12 protein-coding genes are annotated in these 20,916 nt (G+C 49.4%); 6 read left to right on the top strand and 6 right to left on the bottom strand.

Translation table 11 applies throughout. The annotated features are described in order from the left end of the window. The first annotated feature begins 105 nt into the window (after positions 1 to 105). The 5 genes from G459_RS0106875 (at position 106) to G459_RS0106850 (ending at position 4,306) form a co-directional block, all read left to right on the top strand. Positions 106 to 1,353 (top strand): alkaline phosphatase family protein, encoded by a 1,248-nt coding sequence (locus tag G459_RS0106875; protein WP_026966979.1) that lies wholly within the window; start codon positions 106 to 108, stop codon positions 1,351 to 1,353. A gap of 2 nt (positions 1,354 to 1,355) precedes the next feature. Further along, a complete protein-coding gene (locus tag G459_RS0106870; protein ID WP_026966978.1) occupies positions 1,356 to 1,754 on the top strand; it encodes a group III truncated hemoglobin in 399 nt (132 codons plus the stop codon). Positions 1,755 to 1,873: 119 nt separating this feature from the next. Further along, positions 1,874 to 2,914, top strand: a complete 1,041-nt coding sequence (locus G459_RS0106865) for a hypothetical protein (RefSeq protein WP_026966977.1) — start codon at positions 1,874 to 1,876, stop codon at positions 2,912 to 2,914. A gap of 400 nt (positions 2,915 to 3,314) precedes the next feature. Further along, a complete protein-coding gene (locus G459_RS0106855; RefSeq protein WP_026966976.1) occupies positions 3,315 to 3,983 on the top strand; it encodes a 3-keto-disaccharide hydrolase in 669 nt (222 codons plus the stop codon). Between the two features lie 89 nt (positions 3,984 to 4,072). Beyond that, complete coding sequence (locus G459_RS0106850; RefSeq protein WP_026966975.1) at positions 4,073 to 4,306, top strand: DUF903 domain-containing protein; 234 nt, start codon at positions 4,073 to 4,075, stop codon at positions 4,304 to 4,306. Here G459_RS0106850 and G459_RS0106845 read toward each other — a convergent pair. From G459_RS0106845 to G459_RS0106820, 6 genes are all read right to left on the bottom strand, one after another. Beyond that, entirely contained in the window at positions 4,303 to 5,685 is a 1,383-nt protein-coding gene (locus G459_RS0106845) for a glycoside hydrolase family 140 protein (protein ID WP_026966974.1), read from the bottom strand. The two genes, G459_RS0106850 and G459_RS0106845, sit on opposite strands and share 4 nt — an antisense overlap. A 49-nt stretch (positions 5,686 to 5,734) precedes the next feature. Beyond that, positions 5,735 to 6,961, bottom strand: a complete 1,227-nt coding sequence (locus G459_RS0106840; RefSeq protein WP_026966973.1) for an MFS transporter — start codon at positions 6,959 to 6,961, stop codon at positions 5,735 to 5,737. 115 nt (positions 6,962 to 7,076) lie between these two features. Further along, positions 7,077 to 9,830: a T9SS type B sorting domain-containing protein gene (locus G459_RS0106835; protein WP_026966972.1), complete on the bottom strand. Its 2,754-nt coding sequence runs from the start codon at positions 9,828 to 9,830 to the stop codon at positions 7,077 to 7,079. Positions 9,831 to 9,916: 86 nt separating this feature from the next. Further along, entirely contained in the window at positions 9,917 to 13,417 is a 3,501-nt protein-coding gene (locus G459_RS0106830; RefSeq protein ID WP_026966971.1) for a T9SS type B sorting domain-containing protein, read from the bottom strand. 101 nt (positions 13,418 to 13,518) lie between these two features. After that, on the bottom strand, positions 13,519 to 14,271 hold the full coding sequence (gene yaaA, locus G459_RS0106825; RefSeq protein WP_026966970.1) for a peroxide stress protein YaaA: 753 nt from the start codon (positions 14,269 to 14,271) through the stop codon (positions 13,519 to 13,521). Between the two features lies 1 nt (position 14,272). Continuing rightward, entirely contained in the window at positions 14,273 to 19,786 is a 5,514-nt protein-coding gene (locus G459_RS0106820; protein WP_026966969.1) for a T9SS type B sorting domain-containing protein, read from the bottom strand. A gap of 82 nt (positions 19,787 to 19,868) precedes the next feature. On the opposite strand from G459_RS0106820, the gene G459_RS0106815 reads away from it, so the two are divergent. Next, complete coding sequence (locus tag G459_RS0106815) at positions 19,869 to 20,915, top strand: PorP/SprF family type IX secretion system membrane protein (protein WP_026966968.1); 1,047 nt, start codon at positions 19,869 to 19,871, stop codon at positions 20,913 to 20,915. The last annotated feature ends 1 nt before the right edge of the window (position 20,916 follow it).

The following is a 20,916-nucleotide window of genomic DNA, read 5'->3' as shown; positions in this document are numbered from 1 at the left end:
CGTTCAATAAACGAACCGTGACTTCTCTCAGTAGTTGAAAACTTTTCAAATAAGTCATCAATAAGGTTGATAGAGATGAGCTGAGCCGATATTTTTGAGAAAAAAATGCGTCGGATTCTCAACATAGCCTTCCTGTTGTTTTTTGGTGCTTCCTCGGGATTCTCTCAGGAGAAGGAAGTTGAGCCGATTGTCATTCTGATCTCTCTGGACGGATTTCGGTACGACTACGTGGAGCGATTCCAGCCCGAAAATCTCTCAAAGTTCGTCAAAGCTGGGACTTCTGCCGAGGCTTTGATTCCGTCTTTTCCCACCAAGACCTTTCCCAATCACTACACCATCGCGACAGGAATGCTACCCGAACATCACGGCTTGGTGGACAACTCGTTTTATGAGCCCTTCAAAGACCAGGTGTACACGATGGGCAATCGGGATATCGTCCAGGATGGCTATTGGTATGGAGGGACGCCGCTTTGGGTGTTAGCAGAGAACAACGGGATAAAAGCCGTCAGTTACTTTTTTGTGGGCTCCGAAGCGCCAGTTCAGGGAATCCGACCGAGTGAGTATTTCGACTACGATGGCAGGGTGCCCAATTTGACACGGATCTCCAAAGTCTTCGAATGGCTGCAGTTGCCCGATGCGGAGCGTCCGCGGTTCATCGCGCTCTATTTTTCAGATATGGATGACGTGGGTCACGCTTATGGCCCGAGCAATGATGAGAAACTGAGCGAAAGACTCACCACACTCGACCATGAATTGGGGGCACTGTTCGAGGGAATCAAGAGCTTTGATCTCCCAATCAATGTGATCATCGTCTCCGATCATGGGATGGCTGACGTGCAAAAAGATAAGCTGATCAATCTGGACGAATTGACCGAGGGAGTCCAGGCGAGGATCGTCAACAACGGCGCCTTGGCCCACGTACATTTGGAAGATAAAAGTGATCACAAAGCCGCTATTGAATTGATCCAGTCCAGAAGTGCGCACATCACGATCGATGACTTAGAGGAAAACGAGAACTACACCGACGTCAGCCGATTTCCTCAGCGGATAGGGGATTTCCTGATTGTACCTGAGCTTGGGTATTACCTTGCTGACAATCGCGGCATGATGCGCTATCAAAATCGTGCTGCGCTGTTGAAGACCGATGTTTTCGGAGAGCATGGGTTTAGCCCGAGAAATAAGGACGTTTGGGGGATCTTCTATGCCAATGGCCCCCAGATCAAATCGGAGAATCAGATCGACGCTTTCCAAAACATCCACATCTATCCCATGATCTGTAAACTGCTGGGACTTCCGATTTCGGAGGAAATAGATGGCAAGTTGGAGGTTTTGAAGCCGATCTTAAAGGACTGATCATGGACAGAGTAGAGATACGCAGTCGGAAGGAAGTGGATTTTTTAGTCAGGAGATTCTATGATCAAGTGCGAGACCACGAGCTGTTGGGCCCTATTTTCAATGAGGTGGTGGAGGATTGGGAGCATCATCTGATTCATTTGTCTGATTTTTGGGAGATGATCTTGCTCCAGACGGGACCAGGCCGGGGAATGTTTAACCCCACCAAAGTGCACCAGGACGTTGATTCCAAAGTGGATCATTCGGTCACCCAAGTTCATTTTGGCAACTGGCTGGAGCTTTGGTTTGCGACCATCGACCGCTACTTTGAAGGTGAAAATGCCAACTACGCCAAGGAACACGCCAGACGGATGGCGCACATGCTCTTCATGAGGATTTGGGAAGCGAGGGCGAAGAAGTAGCAGGAAAACCCAAGTACAAGATTCTTGGCAATTTTTACTACAAAACGTTTAAACATAGCGGGTTTGAGAAGCGATTCTTTAAATTGAGTAAGAAATTATCCGATTAACTAAAGATCGAAATGAAAAACCGCCTGCTCTCTTCTGCACTTTTCTTGCTGCTATGCTTAGCGAACTCCATGCCTGCCATTTCCCAGGGGCTGTTTGAGTCAGATGAGCCGATGGCGATAGAGCTGAAGTTTTCGATTAAGCAACTCAAATCAGAGACGGACGATTCCACATTCATGGATTCCCAGCTTTTCATGGTAGCTGCTGACGGCCGAAAAGACACGCTGGATATTGAAATCCGCACAAGGGGCAACTTCCGCTTGGAGAATTGCTTTTATCCTCCGATGCGCCTCAAGATTAAGAAAAAGGAGGCCGATAATACCGTTTTCAAAGGAAACAGAAGTTTGAAATTAGTATTGCCTTGCTCTAAGGCCAAGACAGCTGACAATTTTCTGGGCAAGGAATATCTCGCGTATCAGCTGTATGAGGACGTTGCTGAATATACCTTCCACACCCGGTTGCTCAGGGTGACGCTCACCGATACGGACGACAAAAAGGGCGAGTCAGTAGAAGTTTTGGGATTTTTCATCGAAGATGACGACGAAGTCGCTGATCGCTTTGGGGGTAAAATTCTGGATGACAAAAAAATCATTCCAACGCTGATGGAAGATACAGCGACCGTGAGGCACGATTTTTTTCAGATGATGATAGGGAATACCGACTGGTCGGGGCTCTTTCAGCACAATGAAAAGGTTTTGATGCTCGATGAAAAGACCATCGTGCCGCTAGCCTATGATTTTGATATGACCGGATTGGTCAACCCGCCCTACGCACAGGTGAACAATAACATCGGCATCGAGAGGGTTACGGATCGACTCTATCGGGGTTTTTGCAGAGATCCGCAGCTGATGCAGGCGGTACGGGCCGAGATTTTAGCCAAGGAAAGTCAGATATTCAAGACAATCGAAACTAATGAGGTGTACTTTGACGAATCAAACGCCAAGGCTTGCCGTCAATACATCAAGGGTTTTTTTGACTTGCTGAAGTCAGATAAGGCATTTGAAGCCCAAGTGCTCGGCGCGTGTCGGGCTAACTCTGCCGCTCAGAGTTTTTAAACGGTTTTTGCATTTTTTACTAAAAACTGACAATACGCTTTTCGTTTTTGCGAAAGGTGAGAACTCCATTCCACTAAGGCCAAGCGTCTATTGGACACTACTAAACCGCGCACTAGGCTGGCGGAGCTTTCTCTCTGAAGTCATAATCACAAGTGCTAACTTTCTTTTGTTCCTTTTGAAACTACGAAAGGAGACGAGAACTAAGGGTGATTTTTTAACAACTATTTTTTGATACTCAGCTGCTAGGAAAAGGATTCGAATCCTTTCTAGTTAGATTTTTCAAAGCATTTTTTAATCTTTCCTTTTTCTCGATCAAGCCGTTTGCCGGTGAGGATTGGATTGATAGTTTCGTTTTGGATCGGATCGGCTTTTCTGCTAGATTGATGGCAAACAATCTCCGATGAAAAATATCTCGCTGGTCATCATTCTCCTCTTGTGTATTCATTCCAAGATCTTTTGTCAGGTTTCGCTATTTGACGGAAAAAGTCTCGCCGGCTGGTACATGGATGTGCCGGATCTGCAGCAGGACAGCAGCCTTCGAAAGCCCTTTATCGTTCGGGACGGGCTTTTGGTGAGTTTGGGGACACCCCAAGGACACCTGATGTCGGAGAAAAGCTATGAAAACTACGTCTTGGAATTTGACTACCGATTCGCCGGCGAACCAGGCAACTGCGGAGTGTTGGTTCATGCGTCTACGCCCAGAGCCCTGTATGAAATGTTTCCAAAGTCCATCGAAGTGCAGATGATGCACAGCAATGCGGGCGATTTCTGGTGCATCCAGCAGAACATCCAAGTAGAGGACATGGAGAGCAGACGCGGGCCAAAGGAAGATTGGGGCGTTTCGGAGGGAAAGGAGAGGAGGGTGAAAAACCTCACGAATGATTCAGAAAAGCCACTCGGCGAGTGGAATCACATGAAAATCCGCTGTGAGGGTGACAAGGTCACCGTGTGGATCAACGGAGACTTGGTCAACGACGGCTTCGGCGCAACCGCCCAAAAAGGCCAGATAGCCCTGCAAGCCGAAGGTGCCGAGGTGGAGTTTAAGAACCTGCTATTGACCTCGCTCTAAGAGAATATGGTCAGATGCTGAAATCTGTTTGCCCGCGACTGTTTCCGATAGCTATTTTTAGGCTAATTTTAGAGCAGACCAATCACCCGATGCGTTACTTATTGATCCTTTTGGCACTTATAGCTTTTTCCGGTTGCGATCTGCTGTCTGATATCCAAGAGCTGGAGGGTCCCTGCACGATCCAATTGGTAGATGGAAGGACTATTTCAACTTCTGATACCATCGAAATCCTGGAAAGCACCGGCACACTGACTTATCGGGATGAAGACGGGAAGCTGTGGTCGCTAACCTCCGAGGAGTACGAGAGCTACAGCTGCAATTAATCCAAACTATCTATTATCAATATCCAATCATTTCCCCTTCCGGAACTTGGTGGGGTGATCGACAAGTTGCTTCCTTTTGGCAGTGAAGCTCCCTGATTTCCGGGAAATTCCACTCCAGTTCGAGGGTCCATCCAGGTCAATTTAAATGTTGAGCCATTGAGACTGTTCAGATTGATCGCGGTTTCCTTTCCGTCTGGAAAATAGAAGAGGGCATAGGTTCCGGCATTGTCACGTGTCGCAGCCACAAAACTGATGTCGTTTGCCTGACTTTCTGCAATCAGGCTTTGATCCGGAATCCTTTCAAAATACGATTTGCTCAGCATCAGATTTTTCATGTGTTTCATCTGATTGGCGACTTCGAGATCGAGGGACTTATGCCAAGGTTTCAGCGGGCCGTTTACAGGTGCTTTATCCAAGTCATACATCTGCCAGACCGCATGACAGCCATAAGTCTGACCGGCTCCCCCTGCAAAGATATTCCAATACATGATCCTTCGGATGTCTGCAGCTTCACTGTAGCCGTGTTCTTTGGCATTAAAGCAATAGGGATGCTCTTCGTAGAGCGGCTCTGCGTCGATGGTCGGCTTGACGGGGCTGAGCTGGTAGTCATGGGTGATCTTCTCAAAATCCGAATCCCCGGGGCAATGTCCCGTTTGGTGCATGTTGAAGCCCAGCCAGTCCTCCTGATGAAACCAATTTGAACTTCCGCCGGGCCCGGCTGGCTGGGGATGAAACGTGATCAAGATAGGATTGTCCGGATTTTGTGTTTCCAGAATTCCTTTCGCCATCTGGTTCCAGACTTCGAGGTCTTGGGAGTCTTCTCTCGGAGTCCGGTCTCCTCCCAGCACCCAAATCAGGTTTTTGCGGTCTTTGTATCGGGCTCCGATCCATTTTCCATAAGAATAGGCGGTCTCAGGATTGAAGATCTCCGGCCCGGCTCCCCAAGTGCTTTTGAAGAGCTTGTCGCCCCAAGTGGGAAGCAGCGCGATGTGAATTCCGCGCTTTTCGGCCAAGCCCAAAATCAAATCCACTTGCTGGAAATAAGCCTCATTGTATTCCCACTTCTCAAGGTCGGAAAAAGGGACATCCCCATTGGCATTCGGTGTATTGATTCCATCCAGCGCCGCCAAAACCACGGCTTGCACGACATTGAAACCCTGTTCTTTCCTTTTGTCCAAATAGATGGTGGCTTGCTTTTCATCCAGCCGGTGGAAAAGCTCCCAAGCCGTGTCAGCTGTCCAGAAGAAGGGTTCTCGCTCCGAGGTCATCAAAAATCTGCCATTCGGATGGACTTGGATCGGACCTTTTATTTCCTGGGAGAAAGCAAGTGAAGACCAAAAAACCAGAAGGAGCGAGAGGATGGAGGATTTCGATTTCATAGGTCGGTTGGGATAAAAAAAAAGCAGCCCGAAGGCTGCTTTGAATGAGTTAGTGAGCTGCCGAACCGGCGGGTTTGGAGCCTTTTTGCCAAATGAAGAAAAAGATAAACATCACGATCAGAATGCCTGGGAAAATCAGGATTTTTTGAAGTGTTTCCTGTCCTGCCGCCAATTCAAGCGCAGTACCGGAAAGTCCGGCGGCACTTTGAGCAGCCATCGAACCGTCAATCCATGAGCCGATGAAAGGCTGGAAGATCGCCGTGGAAAACATCCCTATACCGCCGATGATAGACATTCCCAAAGCTCCTGAGAGTGGCACGCGCTGAGCAACTGCGCCCACCATCACTGGCCAGAAGTAGCATACACCGATCGCAAAGACGAAAGCCGCAACATAGGCCATTGGGCCAGTAACGGTGCTGAAAAGGAAGATGCCCAAGGCAGCGAAGATCGCTCCGCCAAGAAGCACGCCGGTCTGACCCAGTGCCTTTACAACCGGTCCGGCAAAGAATCGTCCGATCGCCATCACGCCAGTAGTCAAAGCCAAGATCAACATTGGGCTAGCACCACTCGCTCCCATAATCAAACCTACCCACTGCTGTGGTCCAAACTCGGTAATCGCGGTAAGAGCCATCGCGAAAAATAGAAAGATAAATACTGGGCTGATCATCGCCTTGAAGTTACTTCCAAGTGATGCAGCACCTGCGACAGAAGGCTTAGGGAAGGCTTTTCCAAAGAAAAGAACTGCGTAAGCGATGGTTGGGATCATCATCACCCAAACCTGGGTCTGCCACGCAAAGCCGCCGTCAGTCATGAATTTGGATACTAAGCTTCCCAAGACGATTCCGCCTGGAAACCACATGTGGAATCTGTTGAGCATCTTGTTCAACGTGGAACCAGAATACATGTCGGCGATCAAAGGATTACAAGCTGCTTCGGTACAGCCGTTGCCAAATCCGATAAACAGTGTCGAAATCAATAAGGTAGTATAGCCGTCTGCAAATATGGTCATCAAAATACCCAGGGTGTGGGTTACGAAGGCGATTCGCATGATGTTGGCGGGGCCGATAATGTGATAGAACAGCCCTCCGAGGATCATCGAAATTGGGAATCCGAGGAACCACATGGAGTTGATAAAGCCCAGTTGCTCAGCAGATAGGCCAAAGGAATCTCCGAGTTGTGGGAGGATTCCCGCGCGGATAGAGAATGAAAATGCGGTGGTGATGAGCGCCAGGCAGCTTGCGTTAAAGAGGGCGCCTCGATTGATGGTTTGAGTCATATAAGAATACGTTTGGTTTTTGGGTTGAGGTGGAACATAGCTTAAGAAGCGGCCCAAAATAGAAAAAAAAAAGGGTTTTGCTCTCCCGCCTTCCTAAATATTATCTGGACGGATTCTATTCCAATACCAACAGCGAGGTGGTGATTTTTTCCTCGTAATCATAGAGGGGATTGGAGACCGCCAGTACGACGACGTAAGTGCCTGACGGAATGAATTTACCGCCTGACGTTCCGTCCCATTGCAAAAAGGGCTCGCCAAAAGGGATTTCGGCCGCTTTCTCGTAGTGAATTAGGGTGCCTTGGCGATTTAGGATAAACAATTCCGCTTCAGTCACACCTTCGCTGAGGGTAACTTGAAAATTTCGCGAAGGATCTCCCAGCACCAAAGCGTTTGGCAGGGCATACTCAAAGGAACAGGCGTCGTACGTGCTAAAAGTTTCGAAGAACTCACAGCCGTCCACAGTCACCACCCGCAAAGAGTAGTCGCCGGCTTGGAACGGAATGAAGACGGGTTCCTCGGAGACAAGTTCCTCGCCGAAATACCAGAAATACTGGTCAAATTCTCCCGGATTTAGCTGTGGACCAGTCTTTCCTTTGCTACAAACCCCATATTCTTCATCCAATTCCGGTAGCGTAAGAAGAACACTTTCCTCGACCGGGATCAGATTTCTGCCGATTTCACAGCCCATGGCATTGTATGCTACTACTTCGTAGGTTCCGGGCTGGCTGACTTCGATTTCGAAAAGACCATCGAGGGAGGTGAGTTCCTCTCTATTGTCTTCGAGATCATAGAAGATCCATTCGGTATTGACCACCTCATCTTCATTGGTCGTCAGCGTGATCGTGCTAACCTCTGGCGAAGGGCAGATTTTTCCGGCTTTCAGGTCCATCGGCACGGCCGTGATCGGTGCCACAACCTCAAACTCAACCGGCTCAACCGGGCAATACCCGCTTTGGAGAGGCTGGACCAGCAAAGAGTAAAGTCCCACGCTGGGAGGGTAAAACTCCGGCCCTCTGCCCATTATTTCTCCTTGGTCATTGTACCAGCGGATACCCGCTTCTTCGATCGGGATTCCCTGCAGATCTATTTGATACCTGATCGGAGCAAAGCATTTCTCAATCGCCAGCACAGGCGCAAAGGAAATGCGGGAAGAGAAAGTTGCGTTGAAATCGATCCGTTTGGGACAAACCTGCAGACTGGAGCTGCTACTTTCGCCATAGAGGGAATAGGCGCCCGCTTCAGTTAGCGTAAAACCGTCACCGGAAGTGACAGCTTGTGAGCTCCCGTCAGGGAAAGTCAGCGTGAACTTTAGGTTTTGGTCGGTCTCGGGTTTGAGAGAAAAAGTCTCGCAGATGTTCAATTCCTCAGGAATCGTGAAATCTGCCTGTGGGGAGTCCTCAATCGTGACTGTTTCGACGGCGTGGGTGCAACCGTCGATCTTCATTTCAAGAAGGTAAGTTCCCGCGCTCAGGTCAATAGTGGTCTGTCCGCTTGTAGAAATCGCCCCTTTTTTGATCTCCCCCTGGCCATCTCTCATTATCCGATATTCACCTGCAGACACCGGTGCGCTAAGGTCGATAAATACGTTGCCTGGTTTCACTCCGTCGGAGGAGCAGGATTCTGCCTGCACCGAGATGGCAGGCGGAGTCTGGCTCGGCGGGCTTGGTGACGTGGGCGGATTATCCGCATCCAGCGTCAACAGTTGGGTGACCTGACATCCATTTTTTTCCACCACCAAAGAGTAGACTTTAGGCTCCAGATTGGAATAGGTGAGCTGATCGCCTACGCTATGTGGTCCTTCGACGACGTTCAACTCCGGTACATAAAAGGCATCGACATCCGCATCGAAAGTGATTTGGAACGTACCGTTTTGGACAGCACAATCATCCGGTCGATTGACGATTGAGGTCGTGATCTTGGGCGATTCGACCAGTTCAAATCCAATCATTCGTTCCGAGATACAATCCGGATATTGCTCCGAAACAGTTTGAAAAGCGACCAGGTACAATCCTGGCCCTGAAAGGTCGGAAGCTTTGATATCGACCTCAAAGCCAGTGCCGACTGCACTTCTTGCGCCAGTGAAGTCTTTTTGTATAAACCAATCACCGGAAAGTGGAGTGTCCAGCCCGAGATGAATTGATCCGTCTTCGCAGATGGTTGTGCTGGAGGGAATGATTTGAAAGTCAATCGGAGGCCCTACAAAGGTTGAGGCTGTCACCAGGCAAGAGGGGTTTCCGGAGGCATCGATTTTGTAAAGTTCAAGCAAATGGAAGCCTTCGTTGTAGGTCAGGTATTCGTTTCCGGTACCGATCACGTCTCCGTTGATATTTTTCCATTCGATGCTGAACTCGGACAAGTTGGTGCTGGCTGGGTCCAGCGCTGTCAAAAGTGTCGGAGATCCCGCGCACAAGAGGTAGTCAGGTAAAAGCGCCAGCGTGGGGCCCTGTTGGACCGTGACAGTAAGCTGGTCTTGATAATAATCCGCATTCGTACCCCGGCGGACTTTTAGTTGGACGGTGTAGGATCCAACCTCGGAAAATACCACTTGGATGGTTTCCAGTTGATCTCCTCCACTGTTCTCGAAAATTACAGCACCTGCAGCATCGGTAACCAACCACTCGTAGACGTCTCCTGGATCACCACCGGCACTGTAGGTGCCAACCTCTGCGCCATAAAGAATGCAGATATTCTCAGAACCGGTGAGATTTGGTTCTGCGCTGAGAGAAAAGGTTGGACTGCCAAGGCTCAGATCTTCTCGCCTCTCTCCTTTTGATGAGAAAGAGAGAAGAAAAAAAAACAACCAGATAGCCGATGTTCCAACCCTTCTGTTGTAGGGAAACAGGGTTTGTATCAAGGTAATGTACTCCACGGGGATTGCGACAAAGATACAGCGCTCTGCAGCATGTATCCTGCCGTCAGGTCAAAAAATGTACCAGTCCAGCCGATGTTCGAAATTTAATCAACCACTAAGATTGCCTCCCATTGTTCATTCTTTAGGTTTTTCTCGATGTTTCGGCTGTTGATTCGCACCGCATAGGAGCCGGGAGGGATGGCTTTTCCATCGAAAGTTCCATCCCAGAAACAAGCGGATTCTCCTGGCGCTGAGTTGACTTGAAAGCAGTGGAAGATAAGATTGCCCCACTTGCTGAATATCCAAATTTCCATCTCGTCTACGAGGAAATTTGCGTAGGTAAGAAACTGTTTGTCCGGATTTCCGGGCTGTATAGCATTTGGAAAAACCACCTCAAGATCGCATTCTTCGGTGGTTTCAAAGCTTGTTTCGTAAGCGCATCCTTCCTGGCTTACCACGATCAAGTAGTAGGTGCCAATCTGCAAGGGTTTGAAAGTAGGATTGGTGGAGACAAGATTGTCTTCAAAATACCATTCATATTGGGCAAATGAGCCGGGATTCAGGGTAGGAGCGATCTCATACTTGGGGCAAATCTGATAAGACTCTTCCAGCTTTGGACGCACCGCATCGGTACTTCGCGCGACGAAGGTCTCGTCAGAACCCAATAGACAATTGAATTCATTAAAAATCCTCACTTGATAAGTGCCCTCATTCGTGGCCAGGATTTCTCTTTTCCCTGTTTCGGAAGAAAGCATAGACTGATTGCTGCTCAGGTCGGTAAACCACCATTCGATGGTGGCGACCAGGCCAAAGTCCGTTTCCAATCGAAGTGCCGCGTCCGGCTGGTCGGGGCAAAGTGTCTCCGCTACGATGCTCGCTGTGATGGACAAGGCAGGAACTTCCAGTATGATGGAAGTCGGCGTAACCGTACATGGAATCGACCCCGTTGGTTGGATTTCGAGGGTAAAAGCTCCATAGGTTGTGGAAAAAAGCTCCGAAGTGCTGCTCACCAAATTCCCGCTCGGGTCTTTCCAAAGATAGTCTACCTCGTCGGGAGGATAGTTAATAATCTCGGCTGTATAATGATATTCACCCGTGCAGGACATATCCACCAGCTTGGGGACAAATTGAACAGGTTCAAAGACTTTGACTTGAATGGTTTTTTCATCGGGGCAAAGCGGCCCTTTAATATTCGGATCGTACCCGAGCAGGGTGTAGCTGCCTTCCTGATCAAGGATAAACGCTTCATTCCAGTCTTTGACTTCTATTTTTCCGTCAGGGAAAGTCAACTCAAACGCCAAAGGAGTCGCTGACTCCGGAACGAGCGAAAAGGGATCACAGATAAATAGATCGCTGGGCACGTCGAAGGGTACCTTTTCCGGGATGAGGTCTATGTCCAGTGTCTGGCGGCCCAGCTCACAATCTTTGTTGATCGACGGAATCCTGCTGAAAACGGCGACTTCGTAAATCCCCGCAATATCCGCTGTGATCTGCCATTGGTTATTGAATTGAGGGAGGGGTTCGATATTTCCCATGTCGTCGTATCTGCGCCATTCGATATCGGTGATTTCCTCCGGAAACGTCGTGGTCAAATCTACCAAAGCTCTGGGGCCATATTCGCAAAGTTTGGTGGATTCCAATGTCACATCCACTGACAAAACCGGCTTCTTCACGATAAATTTTGTAGGGGAAATCGGACAGGTTTGACTTTCTGCAGGCTGAACTTCCAGTGAGAATTCACCAAATGAACTTGGTGGTAAAAAAAGAAACTGTCCCGTTCCAACCACTTCCCCGGTTTCATTTTTCCATTGAAAAACCGCTGTAGAAGGGTCTACTTCGAAAATTTCCGCTTTATAAATGCGGTTTCCAACCGTACAATCCTCACTCATCAGTCGGGGTTCAAACACTATTGGGTCCACCAGCTTGACCGTAAATTCCTTCAAAGTTGGGCAGAGTTCAGCTTGTCCCGGAAGCCTTCCCACCAAAGTGTGGGTGCCGGCCTGAGTCAGTACAAATGCTTCTCCCGCCGGAAGAACGGCTTCGGTGTCGTCGGGAAATGTGAGTGTAAACTCAAGCGCCTCCGAGGTTTGAGGAGTGAATTCGTAGGATTGGCAAATCGACAAGTTGTCGGATATGGAAAAATTGACTTGATCAAGGCTGGGAACTTCAAATTCTTCACTTTTTGGAAGGTTGCAGCTGTCCTTGTCCAATATTTCAAAGAAATATTTACCCCCCTGAATATCGATTCGAAATTCGTCTGTTAATGGAAGAGGTTCATTTTTGACCACCGAACCTTTCAGGTTTTTAATCCGATAGGACCCTTCCAATATACCGCTGATTAGTTTGACCAAAAAAGATCCGTTTTCTTTTCCTGTTTCGGTACAGTATTCAGACTGGATATCTGATATCTCAAACTCCAACTGAGCAGGAGGATCTACCAAAGGAACAACCGAACCCAATGAGTTCAAGCATCCTCCCAATTGGCCTAAAATAGTGTAAGTGCCCGACTCCAAACCTGGAAATTCAACAATATCGCCTGGATTCAATGGGCCAAATGATTGACCAACTTCGTCTAAAATCAAAAAATCGATTGGAGTAAGCGCTACTATCCTGATTGCACCATCCGGTACCAGACAGCCAGTGGCACTGGCCGCACTTTCAAGCTCAAATTCGGGTAGCGGATTAAATGAAAATTGTTGCTGGGCTTTCTGGATACAAGCGACGTTGTTTGGATTTGGAACAACGAGGCTAACTTCATAGTCACCATGCCCATCCAGATCAGAGCCCGGACTGATTGTTTTAGAATTACCAGACCCCAATGGTGTTAATACAGGATCGCCGATTTTTTGTAAAAACCAGTCCCCATCAACTTCCGGTTCTGACGTAAAAGTGATAGTGCCGTCCGGACAGACAGTAGTTGAGGAGCTTACGATTGAAAAACTTCCAGCGCTGATCACCTCCGTCTGCAGGCGGGTTTCGCACTCTGGATTTCCTCCGGAATCTTTGAACAGAAAAGTAACTTCATATTTCCCCGAAGCTGAAGTTTTCAAACTATTCGAGGTACCAACGACAACGCCAGATTCATCTTTCCATTCAAACTCATAATCCGGAAAATTAGAGCTAGAAGGATCAATCGCCTGCAGTTGGATTTCCTGATTTTCGCAAATCACGTAGGAAGGCTTCAAAGTGATTTCAGGACCTTCTACAAGTTCGACTTCTTTAGAAAAGCTTTCCAAAGGAATCCCTCCTCTCGAAACGATTAGTTCAACTTTGTGCGTCCCGACTAATTCAAACGTGTAGGTAATGGTAGGAAATGCACCTGCCGGTCGGGTAAACAAAATTTGCCCTTGCGGATCCAAAATCGTCCACTGATAAACATCTGTTTCAGGATCTCCGCCTCCCGAGTAGGTGCCCAGCACACTCCCAAAAATATTGCAGAGTCGATCGGGACCAGTTAGCTCAGGGTCGTTGAATTCTTGCGTGTTTTTAAATTCGACAAAAGCTTTACTGGCCTTATCTACCAAAAAGCCAACTGTCCCTCCGGAAGATGATCCGTCCAACAAGAAAGAGATAGCCAACAGGATAAAAAGAAAAAGCTTTTTCAAATTATTCGAGAACAAACTGGAAATTAGGCGCCTAATCTACCAATTTTATCCCGCTAAAAATTAATTTGAGCTAGCCGAAAATGCATCTTGATCTAAGCTTTTTACCTGATAAAAGTCCAATCTGAACCGTCGCTCATCGGCGCCGAAAACTCATAGCCTTCTTCGTTGAAGGACTTTAATTCCTCTGGATCTGTCAGTCGGTTTTTGATCGCAAAATTCGTCATCATCCCTCTTGCCTGCTTCGCAAAGATCCCGATGACTTGGTAGGTTCCGTTTTTGAACTCCTTGAAATGGATGTTTACCAGCGGAGTTTTCAAGGTTTTGAGATGGACTGACTTGAAGTATTCCTGAGACGCCAGGTTCACAATAGGCCTTCCCGCGGCAGCGTCATTGATTGCTTTGGCGATCTTTTTGTCCCAATATTCGTAGAGGTTCTTGCCTTTTTTAGTTTCCAGCCGAGTGCCCATCTCCAGGCGGTAAGGTTGAATCAGATCAAGCGGCTTTAACAAGCCATAGAGCCCTGAAAGAATCCTCAGGTGGTCTTGGGCAAACCCAAAATCCGCAGCAGAATAGTTGTCTACATCGATCTTGGTGTACACGTCACCGTTAAACGCCAGGATCGCCTGCTTGGAATTTTCGGTGGTGAATTCTTTTTGAAAAGTTTTATAGCGTTCCTCATTGAGCACCGCCAGATTTTCGCTCACATGCATCAGCTCGGAAATCTCCTTCGCCGTTTTCTTCTTCATCACACTCACCAGCGCTTTGATGTCCGAAGTAAAGTCCGGCAAGGTGTGCTTCTTGTACTCTGGGATACTGTAGTCGAGGCTTTTGGCAGGGGAAATAAGAATCAGCATACTATTGGATGATCGTAATCGCTTTGGTTTCGGTTTTGGTGATGTTCTGGTTGTTGGAAGTAAATTTCACGACGACGGCATACGTTCCATTGGGGACAAATTTCCCATTGACTACGCCGTCCCAAGGACAGAAAGGTTGTCTTGGTTCCACGTTTTCGTGTTCGCAGTAGAAGATCAACTCGCCCCATCGGTTGTAGATATAGACTTCGATGTAGTCGATGAAATCATTGGCATAGAGGATAAATCCGCGGTTGGGGTCATCAAGCACGACGCCATTTGGATAGGAGATCAGCAGACGACAATCTTCTTCTACGACAAAAGCAACCCTATATTCGCAGCCCAAATTGTCAGAGACGAGCAGCTCATAATTCCCCGGCAAAGTCGGAGTGAAGATCGCTTCTTGCGAAACCTCTACACCATTCAAAAGCCAGCTGTAGTTGTCGTAGATACCGGGGTCAATACTAGTTGTGATGCCTTCTACTGCACAGATGGTCAGCTGGGTCGGTACGACAGGGGGAATGATCGTCGATTTGGCCACTACGCCGTTTGCCCGGCCGAGGTCGCATCCAAACTCACTTCGCAAGAGAACCTCGTATGTCCCCTCCACCGCTACGTCGATGATCGGCAAGTCGTCGTATTGAGGCAGTCGCGTACGTGTGCCACCCGACACGCTGTACCACTCGATCTGCGCTACATCAGCCAAGTCGGCGACGACAGTGATCGTGGTGCTGGTCTGCTCGGTACAAAATGGTACCACATCCAAAGTCACCGGGACTGCCTCGGTTAAGATTTTCGCAGTAAAAGGAATCTCAGTAGAAGGGCACAGACCACCATTGGTTGGCTGTACTTCCAGGGTGTAGTCTCCATCTCTATTTGGTACAAAAGTCTGCCTTCTTCCTACGATCACGCCCAGGTCATCTTTCCAGAGGAAAACAACATCTGCAGGATCGGCATTGTTCAATACTGCTTCATACCGGATCCCAGTCTGGCAATCGACAATCGGACCGGCAAGTTCATAATCCAAAGTTTGGGTGATGGTGACGTTCATCTCGATCTCCTTCGGACAATCGACTCCACTGGGATCCTCGCCCCGAATCGTATAGATTCCGGTTTGGGTGAAAGTGAAGTCTCCGCCAGCATCAGGGGAGATGGTGGTGCCTGTAGAATTTGTGACGGTGTAGGTCAACGGTTTGGGACCGGTCGGCGCAAAAGTGAAGCTTTCGCAGGCAGTCAGCTCTGTGGGTACAGAGAAGACTACTTCGAATTTTTGGGTGATGGAATAGAGCGTCGGATCCGGCACGGCACAACCTGACGCGTCAGCTACTTCCACCAAGTAGTCGCCATATGGCACAGCAACATCAAAAGTTGCCAAGCTTGGAAGCGGGCCGGTAAATATCTGCCCATCTCCCTGGCGAACTGCAGTATAAGTTCCGACTTGGGCTGTTCCGTTGTTGAATGTGAAAGTGATCTTTCCGGGTTCTACGCCGGTAGCATTACAGGTCTCATCTGTCGGAGTGGCTGAAAATAGGTAAGGAGTGGGAGGATTTTGGTTTTCTACCGTCACAGAGGAAGAGTAGACACACCCCGTGCTGTTTTCTGCCTCGATGGTATAGACACCCGGCAAGACATTGGTAACGGGGATGACAGTTCCGGCAGTTTGATTGTTAAAGGTGAGTGCCAACTCAGGAACCCGTACCTCAGTTGCATCGCCTTGAAGTGTAATCTCAAAAGCCCCATCCGGAGTAGCACAATCCGTCGCTGGAGCAGTTTGCGTAGCGATCAGGATTGGCAGTTCGTTCACCAGCAAGTCCAACTTTTTCTCTACCACACAACCTTCCAAGATCGGATCTTCGGTCACGAAGATAATCTCGTATTGCCCCGGACCTGGAAGCGTGTTGATGATCAGCTCGAGTTCGAAAAATTCACCCAAAGAAACCCTCGTGCCACTGGCGTTTAGGTCGTAAAACCATTCGCCTGAGATCGGAGTGTTCGGAGCAAAAGTCACGGATGTTTCCTCAAAACAAACTTCAGTCGCTGTCTGAGTCAGGTCAAATTCAAAAGCCGGTCCCACAAACACGTCCGCGGTCGCAGGACAGGTTTCGAAGAGTAGTGCCTCGTCATCTGAAAGTCCCTCCGGCAAGCGGAAACTCACCTCAACGGTGTAGATGCTTTCCTCAGTCACATCGATGGAGTTGGAGTTTTCATCTCCAAACACCTGTCCTGCCGCGTTGGTCCACTGAAAATCATACAATCCTTCTGCCGGGTCATACCCGTCAATTGCCGTGAGGGTCACCGGCGCTCCAGCGCATAGTGTGATGTCTGTGGGCAGCGTAAGCGTGGGCGGAGCAACCACTTCGATCTCCCCTTCAGCTTCGAAATAGTCAGGGTCCCCGCATCGATCCACGCGGAGTTCGATGGTGTAGATGCCTGGTGCGTTGAAGATTTGATCCAACGTCTGGAACTGATCTCCCGGGCCTCCATAATTTGCCCTGATCACGGTTCCATCTTCGTGGGTGATCGTCCAGAAATAGGAATCAATGTCGGGCTCACCGCCTCCTTCCAACAGCGCACCGGCTCCTAGCTCGGGGTCCAAGCATAATCTGGGAGGGAAAGCAAGCGAAGGCTCAGGGATCGAGCTGCCGGAGTTTTGGACAAATGAAGGGAGTCCCAAATTGGAAGTTCCTGGCATGGGCTCTACGGCATCCTGATTGAACGTGCTCGTGCCGCTACAGCCCGATCCTACCTGAATCTGTCCGATTCGGTTATCACCGACCACGGCAACATAGATTTGCCCGTCGGAGGCGATTTGAAGTGCTCCCAGATTTAAGCTTGACGTGCCGCTGACCGTCTTTTTGGTGGTGAGGATACAGGCTTCACGCTGGGCCCGGGTAGTTGCTGAGCCAAAACATGCCGGACAGGACGGAGCAGTTTCGTCGTCGTTCTCAACCTCTTTGATGATGAATTCCTCCACCCCGGGGCCGCCGTTTCGATAGGAAACCAATACTCTGTCAGAGTCTTGGTTGAATTCCAGCCCATAGATATCTCCATCGCAGCCTAGATCAAGTCGGGCGTATTCGGTCAACTCACCGGTTTGCTGGTCAAATTCAAAGATTTCTGTTTTGTTACAGCCACCCTCAGAGATGGTCACGGCGAGCTTCGTCCCGTCCGGACTAAACTTCATCGCGCCTACTCCGGAGTTAAACCCGTGACTGCTCCCCACCGAACTCAAGACAGGCTGCCCGATGCCATTCCCGGAAACAGGATAGGCCCTGAAGGAGTTGTTTCCCAACTCATGGTACATCACCCAAGTGGTGTCCCCGCCGGAGAATGCGGCCGACTGCTCAGTGGAGGGGCTAAAGAGGAAATTGTTTTTGGTGACCACATTGCCCACCCCGGTCGTATTCTCTGATTTGATATCCACCATGGAGAAGCTCACGGTATTGGAGCCGCTGGCGCTTGCCTGTGTCGTGAAAAGGTAAAACAAGGTAGGCTGCTGCGGTACCGCCACCGCGATCACTGACTGACTTGCTGAATTGTCACCTCCGATGCTGTCACCATTGGCCATCAGATCTCCGTTGAGATCCCAGACTTTTTGCCCATCTGTGAAAAACAACACCTGTCCGGCCTGGTCTGATATCGTGGTGGTTCCTGCTGGAATATTCTGAGGGTGCCGTTCGGCAATTGGCCTTGGAGTAGGGGCAGTGGAGTCGTTTGGATCAGGATTGAAGTCCAATCCCGCGCCGTCTCCGAAATACCAGATGTTGTTGGACTGATCGGGGAGATCCCAAATTTTTACCCGAATCTCAGCATATGCGTAGCATTGCGAGCCTGGCTCACGCACCAGCGCCCAATACAATCCGGGAAGACATACTTCATTTGCTTCTTTGCCGATCCAGCCGCGGTCCCGCTTGTTGGACCAAAAGTACTCGTAGGTATCTCCGCCGCCACCTGGAGGAGCCTCTCCATCCTCACCTGCCGCCTGAGCCTGGAGAAGTGGATCCAAGTCGATGCAGGACATACACAAGGTCGTGTCTGAGGGACTGAAGTTTGCCTCCAGTTTATTCTCGGTCAGCGGGATCGTTTTGGGCACGACCTGAGTGCTTCCATCCGCAAACTCTACCGTAAGCGTCACCGAAATGCTGGTGCCTTGAGCAGCATCCTGAGGAATCAGAAAATGCTCCTGGGTGAAGTCAGCCGGAAGTGGATTGCCGTCCGAGTCAGTCAGTGGCGGCGTAAATTCCCAATTGAACGAAACCGGCTGGTAATTTTCCGGGGTGATCACGCTGGTGAGTTGCACGGGATTGTTGGAGCAGGGGGCTTCTGGATCCCAGGTAAAGTCAACCGAAGGCGCGATGTCCGCATTTGGCGCAAAGACGGGAAATATCGTTCCGCAGAAATCTGTTCCATTGAACGGATCTTCTTCCAAAGTGACCAAAGTGAGGTCAGGTTCGTTCGGGTTGGTGACTCGCCCGATCAACTGAGGGCCACCGACCACCTCCTCATAGATGTAGTAGAGCTGTCCGTCAGGGCCGGCTTTGATGTCATAGACTTGATTCAATCCGGCCGTCAGCGGGATTTCTTCCGGAGTAGCACTCAGGTCACTGCTGGGAACCCGGAAGAGTTGGTTTCCCCTGGAAAAGTAGATGAAGGCATCATCCGGAGAAAAGTCCGCGCCACCGATATCTTCACTTCCGCTCGATCCCGCGATCGCTTGGGGAGTTCCAAAATTACCAGAGCTGGTGTCGTAAGGTACGACCATGATGTCGTCTCCGGAGTTTTCTGAGATGACAATCAACTGGCTGTTCTCCTCGTCAAAGACGATGGATTTTGGTGTGAAAGGAATCCCTTCAGTATCTGTTTGGGAAAAGCTGCCTTGAGTAGATTGGAGTTGATTCGAGACTAGATTTCCTCCGGTAAAGCTGATCAGGTAGGAGGGGGAAGCGGGACTTTTTACCACCAAAAGAGCGCCCGAGGCGGGCCCGATCACCTGGTCTTTTGTCGTGACTTCGCCCAAAGGCCGGTCATTGCCCACGGCCTGACCGGGCGCATTCATGTCGACTACGGCATATTGGAGTTGCCCGCCGGGAGAAAGATAGAAAATGTAGAAAAGTTTGTTCCCGTCAGGGTCGTACTCCAGAAATCCCGTGGCAACTTTCTGATGGCCGTCTATGTCGCCATTGAGCCCTGGAGCGCTGCCCTGGATGGGTGAGGAGCTGTAGTCGTACACCAAGACTCCATTGGTGGCAAAGAGCGGCTGGCCGGTGATGGGGTCGATGGCGAGTGCGTTGTTGTTGGCTCCGATGATGACAGAGCCGGGCAAAGTCTGGACGTTTGCAGTGCCGCCTTTTCCGAAGGAGAGGTAGTTGTTATCCGTACTTCCACCGCAATAGCCAAAAATCCATTCGTTTTCATTGAAGCCTTGAGAATAACCCAAGCTATTGACTCCGAAAAAGCTCAGGGAAATGAAACTTGCAAAAATTAAAATGAACCTTATGGAAATAGGGCTGCTTTTCATATTTTTCGAACTGCTTTCTAAAACAACCCAAAGGCTGGAACGTTTAGAAGCTGACTGAGTACTCAAATAAACGAACAATTCCTTGTTACGGTCACTTCGAAGTTTGGTTTTTTTTACTGGTTTTTGTCTTTGCTTGAGCTTCTCTGCTTTTGCTCAGGATCCGCAATATAGCCAGTATTACGCAGCCCCGCTTTATTTGAACCCGGCAATGGCAGGAGGGGAATTGACCGGTCGCGTTGGGTTCAACTACCGCAATCAGTGGCCATCGATAGATGCACAGTTTACCACGTTTTCAGCTTACTACGATACCTATCTGCCTGACTACAACAGTGGCATCGGCATTCACGTGATGCAGGACACGGAGGGAGCGGCCAAGCTGCGCTCGACATCAATCTCAGCATTGTACTCCTACGAACTCAAGATCAGCGATAATGCCTACTTCCGTCCGGGATTTCAGGCGACTTATATCCGAAGGGAAATCGGATTCTATGAAAACCTGGTTTTTGCCAACCAGATCAATCCCTCTGATCCTTTTGGACCCACTTTGCCGGGTACAGATATCCCCGGATTGGGAGACCCCATCAGCATGCTTTCACTGTCTGTGGGTGGAATGTTCTTTACAGAAAATCTCTGGGTCGGATTTGCTGCTCATCATGTAAACGAGCCGAACCAGTCCTTTATCGAGGGGGTCAGTCCATTGCCGATGAAGCTTTCCTTTCATGCTGGATATCGGATTGATCTGGGAGAAGGGGCTATGCGGGGGGATTTTACGCACATGAGAAAGCAGCGATCCTTTACTCCAACCGTCAATTACAAGCGCCAGGGACCATTTGAGCAGCTGGACGTCGGTGCCTATTTTTCGATTGAACCGATTGTTTTTGGGCTCTGGTACCGAGGACTGCCTTACAAGCCTGTTGAGCAGCAAAGCAACCGCGACGCCATCGTCATGATGGTTGGCTTGAACCTGCTGAGTGGAATGAATATCGGGTATAGCTTTGACTACACGGTTTCCCAACTGGGCATTCAGTCCGGCGGAGCCCATGAGCTAAGCCTGTCCTGGACACTGCCTAATCAGTATCAGGGCAAGCCTTCCAGAAGGGATACCGTCCTTCCTTGCCCAAAATTCTAAT

It is taken from the genome of Algoriphagus terrigena DSM 22685 (assembly GCF_000429445.1).
Classification (GTDB): Bacteria; Bacteroidota; Bacteroidia; order Cytophagales; family Cyclobacteriaceae; genus Algoriphagus; species Algoriphagus terrigena.
This window is presented reverse-complemented; position numbering and strand designations above follow the sequence as displayed.

Bases quoted from the DNA above. Each gene is read 5' to 3' on its own strand.
- G459_RS0106840 (WP_026966973.1), bottom strand. From the start codon at position 6,961: ATGACTCAAACCATCAATCGAGGCGCCCTCTTTAACGCAAGCTGCCTG.
- G459_RS0106820 (WP_026966969.1), bottom strand. From the start codon at position 19,786: ATGAAAAGCAGCCCTATTTCCATAAGGTTCATTTTAATTTTTGCAAGT.
- yaaA (WP_026966970.1), bottom strand. From the start codon at position 14,271: ATGCTGATTCTTATTTCCCCTGCCAAAAGCCTCGACTACAGTATCCCA.
- G459_RS0106875 (WP_026966979.1), top strand. From the start codon at position 106: ATGCGTCGGATTCTCAACATAGCCTTCCTGTTGTTTTTTGGTGCTTCC.
- G459_RS0106870 (WP_026966978.1), top strand. From the start codon at position 1,356: ATGGACAGAGTAGAGATACGCAGTCGGAAGGAAGTGGATTTTTTAGTC.
- G459_RS0106855 (WP_026966976.1), top strand. From the start codon at position 3,315: ATGAAAAATATCTCGCTGGTCATCATTCTCCTCTTGTGTATTCATTCC.
- G459_RS0106845 (WP_026966974.1), bottom strand. From the start codon at position 5,685: ATGAAATCGAAATCCTCCATCCTCTCGCTCCTTCTGGTTTTTTGGTCT.
- G459_RS0106850 (WP_026966975.1), top strand. From the start codon at position 4,073: ATGCGTTACTTATTGATCCTTTTGGCACTTATAGCTTTTTCCGGTTGC.
- G459_RS0106865 (WP_026966977.1), top strand. From the start codon at position 1,874: ATGAAAAACCGCCTGCTCTCTTCTGCACTTTTCTTGCTGCTATGCTTA.